This is a genomic window from Methylocaldum sp. (assembly GCF_039794385.1).
Classification (GTDB): Bacteria; Pseudomonadota; Gammaproteobacteria; order Methylococcales; family Methylococcaceae; genus Methylocaldum.
Genome location: NZ_JBDIVO010000245.1, coordinates 1 through 7,079, shown reverse-complemented (window position 1 = coordinate 7,079; position 7,079 = coordinate 1). Strand labels below are relative to the sequence as shown.

The window sequence follows — 7,079 nt, the reverse complement described above, 5'->3', positions numbered from 1 at the left end:
TCCTTGCTCTTCGGCGAAGCGCTGATTGAAATATTCCACGAGTTGTCGCAGAGGCATGGGAAAGCTCCTTTGCATAAGGAAGCTCTGAACAAGTGGATTCCGTTCATGGTTCGACAAGCTCAGGACATGCCTGTCGAAGGACTTAATCAGAGATTCCATAAAGTAACCACAGAGGCGGCAGACGGTCCCGGTCTGCCAGCGGGTTTAAGGCTCTGGAACCTAACTATCCTTTCCTGGAATGCTTAGCGTCCTGAGCCGTAAATCTGATCGAACACGCCACCGTCCGAGAAATGTGTCTTTTGGGCTTTGTTCCAGTCGCCGAAAACGTCGGAGATCCTGAACAGTTCGATCTTTTTGAATTGATTGCCGTATTTGGCCAGGATCTCCGGATCGCCGGGCCGATAGAAATGCTTTGCGGCGAGATCCTGGCCCTCCTTGCTGTAGAGATATTCCAGATAGGCTGTTGCGAGCTCTTCCGTGCCGTGGCGCTTGGCCACCTTATCCACCACCGTAACCGGCGGTTCGGCCAGAATGCTGAGGGACGGCGTGACGATCTCGAACTTCTGTCTGCCGTGTTCCGTGCTGCTGGATCGGCTGTATTCCTTGAGTATCAAATGGGCTTCGTTTTCCCAGGTGACCAGTACGTCGCCGATTTCCCGCTCGGCGAACGTAACGGTCGAGCCGCGCGCTCCCGTGTCCAATACCGCCGCATTCTTGTAGATCTTCTGCACCAGGTCCTTGGCGGCTGCCTCGTTTCCGTGCTTTTTCAGTCCGTAGCCCCAGGCGGCGAGATAGATCCAGCGGGCGCCGCCCGATGTTTTCGGATTGGGCGTGACCACCGAAACGCCGGGCTTGGCGAGGTCGTCCCAGTCCTTGATGCCCTTGGGATTTCCCTCGCGCACCAGGAACACCATGGTGGAGGTATAGGGGGCGCTGTTATTGGGCAGACGCGACTGCCAGTTTTCCGGAATCAGCTTGGCTTTTTGATACAACTGGTCGACGTCGTAAGCCAGGGCCAGCGTCACCACGTCCGCGTCCAGCCCGTCGATTACCGCGCGAGCCTGCTTGCCGCCGCCGCCGTGGGATTGTTTGACGGTAACCGTGTCCCCGGTCTTCTCGCGCCAGTACTTGGCGAAGGCCGCGTTGTATTCTTCGTAAAACTCGCGGGTGGGGTCGTAGGAGACATTAAGCAGGCTGACGGCGGCGGCTTCGGTGGTGGACGAAGCGGCCAAGGCCATGCCGAGCAGAGCGGTGTTCAAGGTGTTTCTTAAATTTTTGAGTGTCATGAGGCTGGCTCCTTTTAATAAGAGAACTGGAATCGGGTGAAAAAGATCTTTTCGGTGGGCCGGTCGCCGTTGCCGGCTGCGCCGCCGTCGAAATGGGTCTGCTCGTAATCGGCCATGACTTTTACGTTATTGTTCAAATACCAGTTCAAGCCCAGCGCCCAGGAGGTCGCCTTGCTGACGGATTGGGCCGGGTTGGCGAAAAAGAGCGTGCTGGTCGCACGCGGATCGAAATCGCGAAAGGTATCGTCATCAACATCCAGCTCGCTCCAACGTCCCGCGACTTGCCACGCGCCCCATTGGCCGTTGAACGGATTAAACGCATGGCGGGGCTTTACGCCGTTGAAGCTGCTGTCCTCGCCGGTCAGGACATAGGAGAGCGCCACCTGCCAAGCGGTATTGTCCTGCCTCGTCTTCGCATTGATGGTAGGGCCGGTGATTGTGGATCGGCGGAGTTCCTGAGATGAGATGGCATATTCGCTGAGCAGTCCGAACGGTCCCCAATACCAGTACAGCTGCGGGTAGACCCGATAGTGATAGCCGTTTACCGAGGTGGCCGTGGCCGTGCTGTTGGCTTCGCTATACCTCAGGATTCTTTGCTGTCCGGGGCTGGTAAGTCCGGGGATGCTTGTTTCGTTGCGCGGGTGTCCCCAACTGCCGGCAACGCCGAGACCGAGTCCTTCCAAAGGTCCGATGCCGCTGTGCTGGAAGGGATGGGCGAACACCCGTCCTTGAAACTCGAAATCGTCATTCAAATCGGTGTCGATGAATCCATTGTCGCGAGCGCCATTGAATACGCCCAACTGATAGGTGATGAAGTCATTGAAATTGTGCGGACCGCCATACTGGGTGGTGTAGCCGGGTTTGGCGAATTCGCCGTGCAGCAGAACGCCGACGTCACGGTTCGGTGCCAATTGCGTGGGGTAAGCGCGTTCGGCGAAGGTCAATGCGGTGGCCGACTGCAAACGCTCCAAGCTGATCGGCGCTTTTTGTTTGCCTACGTTGAGACTGGCGAAAGGCAAGTAATGGAGATCCAGGTAGGCGTCGAAGAGCCGGGATTGACCTCCGCCGAAGTCAGGCGCAATGCGGAAGTCGGCGTATTTGAACAAGGTGCCGTCGAAGTTCAAGCGTGCTCGGCGGATGGTGAACTTGTCCGCGATGGCATCGCCCGAGGAATCGTCCATGAAGATATTGCCGTCGGCCTGGACGTAGCCGCGTAACCTGAGTTGGTGGTCCCCATCCGGCGAGGTGATTCTGAAACCGGCGGAACCGGCTTCTACCCGCGGCGTTTTCTTGGCGTTGGCTTCGGTGACCTCGTGTTCGACTTCCAGTTTGCGTTCCAAAATTTTCACCTTTTGATCGAGCGCTTTCACGTCCGGCTCGGATGCCGTTGATGTGGATGCGGGCTTCTTCGAACGCAGCTTCTGGTTTTCCGCCTCTGAGGCTTCGAGTCGTCTTTCGAGTTCCAGGATGTGGCGTTCCAGCTTTTCGAAACGCTGTTCGGCAGTAATGGCCGAAGCTTCGGGTGCGAACCCCAGCCAGGCGCTGCCCACCCCCGCCGCCCACAGTAAAGACCATCGGTTTTGCATGATCGTGACCCCTTATCACATTCAGGCAGTTCCGGTGATCCGGTCAGCGTGCCGAGTCGTATTTTTCTTGTTGAACCTCCGGTGAACCGGTGGGCTGATTTCGATAATGGAAAAAAGAATGTGTACTGCTGATCGCTGTCTTAGTCCGCGGACGCGGCGGGACAGGCGAGATTGAGGCGAAGCTTTTCCTTGCGTTCGATCTGGACGATGCGTCCGTCATGCACGATGATCTCGACCGAGCCAAAACGTAGCCCCTGCAAGGCTTCCAGGATCTTTTGGGTTGTCAGCGATGTTTGTGAAGCTTGATAAGGCAAACGGTTGTTGAGCGTCATAGCGCAAGCCTTGGCTATTTTCCTGTTTAGTCTTTATCCTACGGTTCCGCGTTCGGGCGCCTTGATTCCGTGTGCTTTGTGAGGGACAAGGCCATGCTTCCGAATCGTCGTTGGAGGCATGTTAACAGCGAAGGTTAAAACTAAAAAGAATAAAAAATATAAAACTTATAACTAATGATAATAATAAAATCCAAGCTGTGCGGCGGCAGTCGAGGCAGGCATGTGAGGAAATGAGGCAAGCAGACGGAACAAAGAGCCGAACGTTTCCGGCGAATAGATCGGCCGCGAGGTTTTGATTATTTGTTTGATCGCTCCTTCATCTCGGTACCTTGTTCCATAAGTTTTTGGATATGTTCCTGCATCATATCCGGATCGTGCGGGGACGTCCGAATCTGGAGGAGTTTGAGGTGCTCCAATTTGAGACGCTCCCGCTCCTCGTCAGTCTTGGCATCTCGAATCTGGTGCATCAGGTCGTGCATTTTCAATAGATACTCTTGCCGCTCTTTCAGACGTTTTATCTGTTGTTCTCCTCCCTGGATTTCAGGCGAACCCGCCTGCGGTCGAGCCGGTTTTTCTTCCGCCAGAAGGAGTGGATTCAAGACGCACAAGCCCAGGATAATCGCCAGGGCTTTTCCTGTCTGTTTCATGATCATGCTCCGTTTTTCGGGGATGTCGGCGTCGTTTCGTCACGTCTTCCTGACTTAGACGGCGCCGAAACGGCGCGATTCGATTTTGACGAATGTTTGAAAAAGTTCTTTTAGGGAAAACCTGGGAAGGCCCCGATGATTTTGTCGAATGTCGAATAATTATCGAGCCGACACTGGCATAATAGAAACCTGGAGACCATGCGCCAAGGCGGCTCTTTTAGGGCAGTCGATTGCCGAATTTCATCAGTCGGTCATAAAACAAGCAAAACATCCACATCGATGACCAAGAACAAAATCGGCTCGAACGGATTGGCCGGAACTCCACGATAACCCACACTCGCATTCATGCTGACTCAGTCCTTATCGCGCGCTGATTATTCCGGCTCTCTGATCTTGTGCGTTCTTGCGTTGGTGAATTATCTGCTGTTTTACGTGATCAATATCACGCTGGCGCGCAACCTTTCGGTTCGGGATTTCGACGATTTCAGCGTAGCTCTGTCCGCCATCACCATTTTGTCCACCGTGGCCACGCTCGGACTCGACAAGTACGCATTGCGCTGCATTCCGGTTTATCGGGAGCGAGGAGATTGGACGCGCAGCTTGGGGTTTTGGACCTTCTCCCTGCGTACGATCGTACTTTTCAGCCTACTCCTCGCCTTCATTGGGTTGATGCTCGGCATCGCCTCGGGAGCGAATTCTCCCATCGCCCTGGTCATTCTCGTCCTGTTCTTGCCCGCCATCGCCCCCGCCTTGTTTCTGGTCGAGGTGGTTACGGCGAACGGCAGGCAAATCGAGGCGGTCATGATCTACCGCTTGCTTTTGCCGACCAGCTTTCTTTTTTTCGTCTACCTGATTTTTCTATTCGATTTGCCGATGACGGCGGTCGGCGTCGCCTGCGGTTATGGCTTGGCCTGGCTATGGACCCTGAGTGCGATACACCAGTTGGCCCGGCTCACGATGCCGGAAGATACGTGGCGGGCTCGGCCCGACTTTTTGAGGGCCAAATGGGTGCGGCGGGCGGTGCCGCTGTTGCTGAACAGTTGGATGTTGAGCGTGATGGCCGGATCGGGAGTGATCGTCTTGGAACTGCTCTATCCGTCCGACGCGATCGTGGGCACCTATGCCGTCGCCGCGCAGACCGGCACCTTCATCGTGCTTCTGGCCAATACGGCGAACCGGTTTTATCTGCCGCTGACGTCGATGTTCATGGAGCGCGCGGACGGCTTGTCCTTGCGGCGTTTGATGCGGCACAGGCTAATGGTGGTGGGCGGGCTGGCGATCGCTTTTCTGACCGTCGTCGTGGTGCTCGGACAAACCATTCTCGACTGGTTCGGCCCCAATTTCAGCCATGGCTACGAAGCGCTGTGCGTGCTTGCGGTGGGCGCCTCGGTCAACGCCATTTTCTCGGATTCGCCCTATTACCTACAGTTTATGAAGCAGAGCCGCAGCGTATTCGTTTCCACCAGTTATGCGGTAGTCATCAATCTGGTGCTCGGTTTTTATCTGTCCGAGCGATTCGGCGCGGTGGGCGCGGCTTACGGCTACTCCTTGTCGATGTGCTTTCTGTTTGTCCTCTTGCGTTATCAGACGCGTCGACACTTGAATGCCGTTGGCGGACAGATCGCTTTTTGAAGCGAGCCTCTCTCTCTGGGCTAGAATACGCAGCCTGAACGACCGGCTGCCGCCGAATCATGGGCCGGGGGACAGAGTCAGAGCATGGGTATCTTCGCGCCTTTGAGAATCAGACCGTGAAACCATTTTCCTATCGCTATGCCCAAGTAAGGGGCTGGGCGCTGCTCGGCCTTTTGCTGTTGGTGCTCGTCCTCCTCGGCGGCATGATTTGGCGCAACCTGGAGCGGTTTGAAACCGTGCGCGCCTACGTCGGCTACGCCCATCATATTCAGGAGGTCGCATTCAAGTTGCAGGACGCGCTGACGGGGTACTTTACGACCGGGTCAAACCGCCGCTTGCATGCGCAACAGCTTTCCGAGCTTTCCACCCGGCTTGCGGAACTGGCGCGGCATGATTATCACGTCGCGGCCGATACGCCGAACAAACTGACCGAAGTCAGCAGACTGATCGTCGAAATCAGCCGGGAGCGCTTGCCTCCGGAGAGCCAGGAAGCGCTCTTGCTGCGCGCACTCAAAATAACCAGCGCCATGCTGGACCAAGAGACACTGGAGCGGGAAAGATTGGTGGAGGAGATCGGCCAGGCGACCCGTACCGAAATCTCGCTGGTATTCGGAGTACTGGCGGCCATTCTGCTGTTCGGGGGAGTGTTCTTCCGCCGCCAAATCCTGGCGCCGCTGAACAATCTCAAGGAACTGCTGCTGCGCCTCGCCCACGAAGATTTCACGCCGATCGAAACCGCGCGGATCGACCCGCTCTTGCTGCCGGTGTTCAATAGCTATAACGATATGGTCAAGCGTCTGGCCGAGCTGGAGGAAGTCAAGCGCCACCACGCGGAATCCCTCGAAGCGGAGGTGCGCGCGGCCACGCGGGCCTTGCTGGAGCAACAGGCCAGTCTGTCCCGTACCGAACGATTGGCGGCGGTCGGCGAGCTGGCGGCCGGTATCGCCCACGAATTGCGCAACCCTCTCGCCGGCATCCAGATGACCTGCGTCAATCTCCGCAACGAGATCGACGATACCGAACAGGCGGAGAGAGTCGATTTGATCATCGCCGAGCTGAAGCGGATGGGACGGCTCCTCAACGAACTGCTCGATAATGGCCGACATACCCCGGCGCCCGTTGCCGAATGCGACGTCGGCGTGTTGATCCGCGAATTGGTGACGCTGACCCGTTACCAGATCCAGCCCAACATCAGGCTCGATTGGAGCGCATCGAACGATTTGGTCTGCCGGCTGCCGGGATGCCGTCTGCGCCAGACCTTGCTCAATCTGATTCTGAACTCGGCGCAGGCTATCGGAGATCAAAACGGAACGATAGAAATTTGTGCCTGTCGAGGGGATGACCACGTTCTCCTCACGGTGACCGACGATGGGCCTGGGTTTCCCGAGGAGATCCTGCAAACCGGCATTCGTCCTTTCGCAACCGGGCGGCCCGGCGGTACCGGCCTCGGTCTGGCCATGGTTCAGCGGTTCACGCGCGACCTGGGCGGGCAGCTGGATATTTCGAATGTCGAGCCCCGTGGAGCTCGGGTGAGTTTAACGCTTCCTTGTCAATGGGTCTGAGTTTGCCGTGCTGAATACCTTGCTGATCATCGAA

At 56.6% G+C, this 7,079-nt stretch carries 7 protein-coding genes; 3 read left to right on the top strand and 4 right to left on the bottom strand.

What is annotated here, in order from left to right; translation table 11 throughout:
* On the top strand, positions 1-246 hold a 246-nt coding region (locus ABJK70_RS17585), incomplete at its 5' end, for a hypothetical protein (protein ID WP_347258622.1).
* Here the strand turns inward: ABJK70_RS17585 and ABJK70_RS17580 are convergent.
* The 4 genes from ABJK70_RS17580 to ABJK70_RS17565 form a co-directional block, all read right to left on the bottom strand.
* The gene (locus tag ABJK70_RS17580) at positions 243-1,286 is read right to left on the bottom strand and encodes a sulfate ABC transporter substrate-binding protein (protein WP_347258621.1); all 1,044 of its coding nucleotides are present in this window, start codon (positions 1,284-1,286) and stop codon (positions 243-245) included. The genes ABJK70_RS17585 and ABJK70_RS17580 overlap by 4 nt on opposite strands.
* A gap of 14 nt (positions 1,287-1,300) precedes the next feature.
* Entirely contained in the window at positions 1,301-2,872 is a 1,572-nt protein-coding gene (locus tag ABJK70_RS17575) for a porin (protein WP_086134948.1), read from the bottom strand.
* 140 nt (positions 2,873-3,012) lie between these two features.
* Positions 3,013-3,204 carry a YezD family protein gene (locus ABJK70_RS17570; RefSeq protein WP_077727870.1) on the bottom strand — a complete coding sequence of 64 codons (192 nt, stop codon included), beginning with the start codon at positions 3,202-3,204 and terminating at the stop codon, positions 3,013-3,015.
* Between the two features lie 296 nt (positions 3,205-3,500).
* Positions 3,501-3,851 (bottom strand): hypothetical protein, encoded by a 351-nt coding sequence (locus ABJK70_RS17565; protein WP_347258620.1) that lies wholly within the window; start codon positions 3,849-3,851, stop codon positions 3,501-3,503.
* A gap of 345 nt (positions 3,852-4,196) precedes the next feature.
* Here ABJK70_RS17565 and ABJK70_RS17560 point away from each other — a divergent pair, with 345 nt between their 5' ends.
* Positions 4,197-5,483, top strand: a complete 1,287-nt coding sequence (locus ABJK70_RS17560; RefSeq protein ID WP_077727872.1) for an oligosaccharide flippase family protein — start codon at positions 4,197-4,199, stop codon at positions 5,481-5,483.
* Positions 5,484-5,599: 116 nt separating this feature from the next.
* On the top strand, positions 5,600-7,045 hold the full coding sequence (locus ABJK70_RS17555) for an ATP-binding protein (RefSeq protein ID WP_240502349.1): 1,446 nt from the start codon (positions 5,600-5,602) through the stop codon (positions 7,043-7,045).
* The last annotated feature ends 34 nt before the right edge of the window (positions 7,046-7,079 follow it).

Coding starts and splice junctions, on each gene's coding strand:
- ABJK70_RS17580 (WP_347258621.1), bottom strand. CDS start 1,286: ATGACACTCAAAAATTTAAGAAACACCTTGAACACCGCTCTGCTCGGC.
- ABJK70_RS17570 (WP_077727870.1), bottom strand. CDS start 3,204: ATGACGCTCAACAACCGTTTGCCTTATCAAGCTTCACAAACATCGCTG.
- ABJK70_RS17560 (WP_077727872.1), top strand. CDS start 4,197: ATGCTGACTCAGTCCTTATCGCGCGCTGATTATTCCGGCTCTCTGATC.
- ABJK70_RS17575 (WP_086134948.1), bottom strand. CDS start 2,872: ATGCAAAACCGATGGTCTTTACTGTGGGCGGCGGGGGTGGGCAGCGCC.
- ABJK70_RS17565 (WP_347258620.1), bottom strand. CDS start 3,851: ATGAAACAGACAGGAAAAGCCCTGGCGATTATCCTGGGCTTGTGCGTC.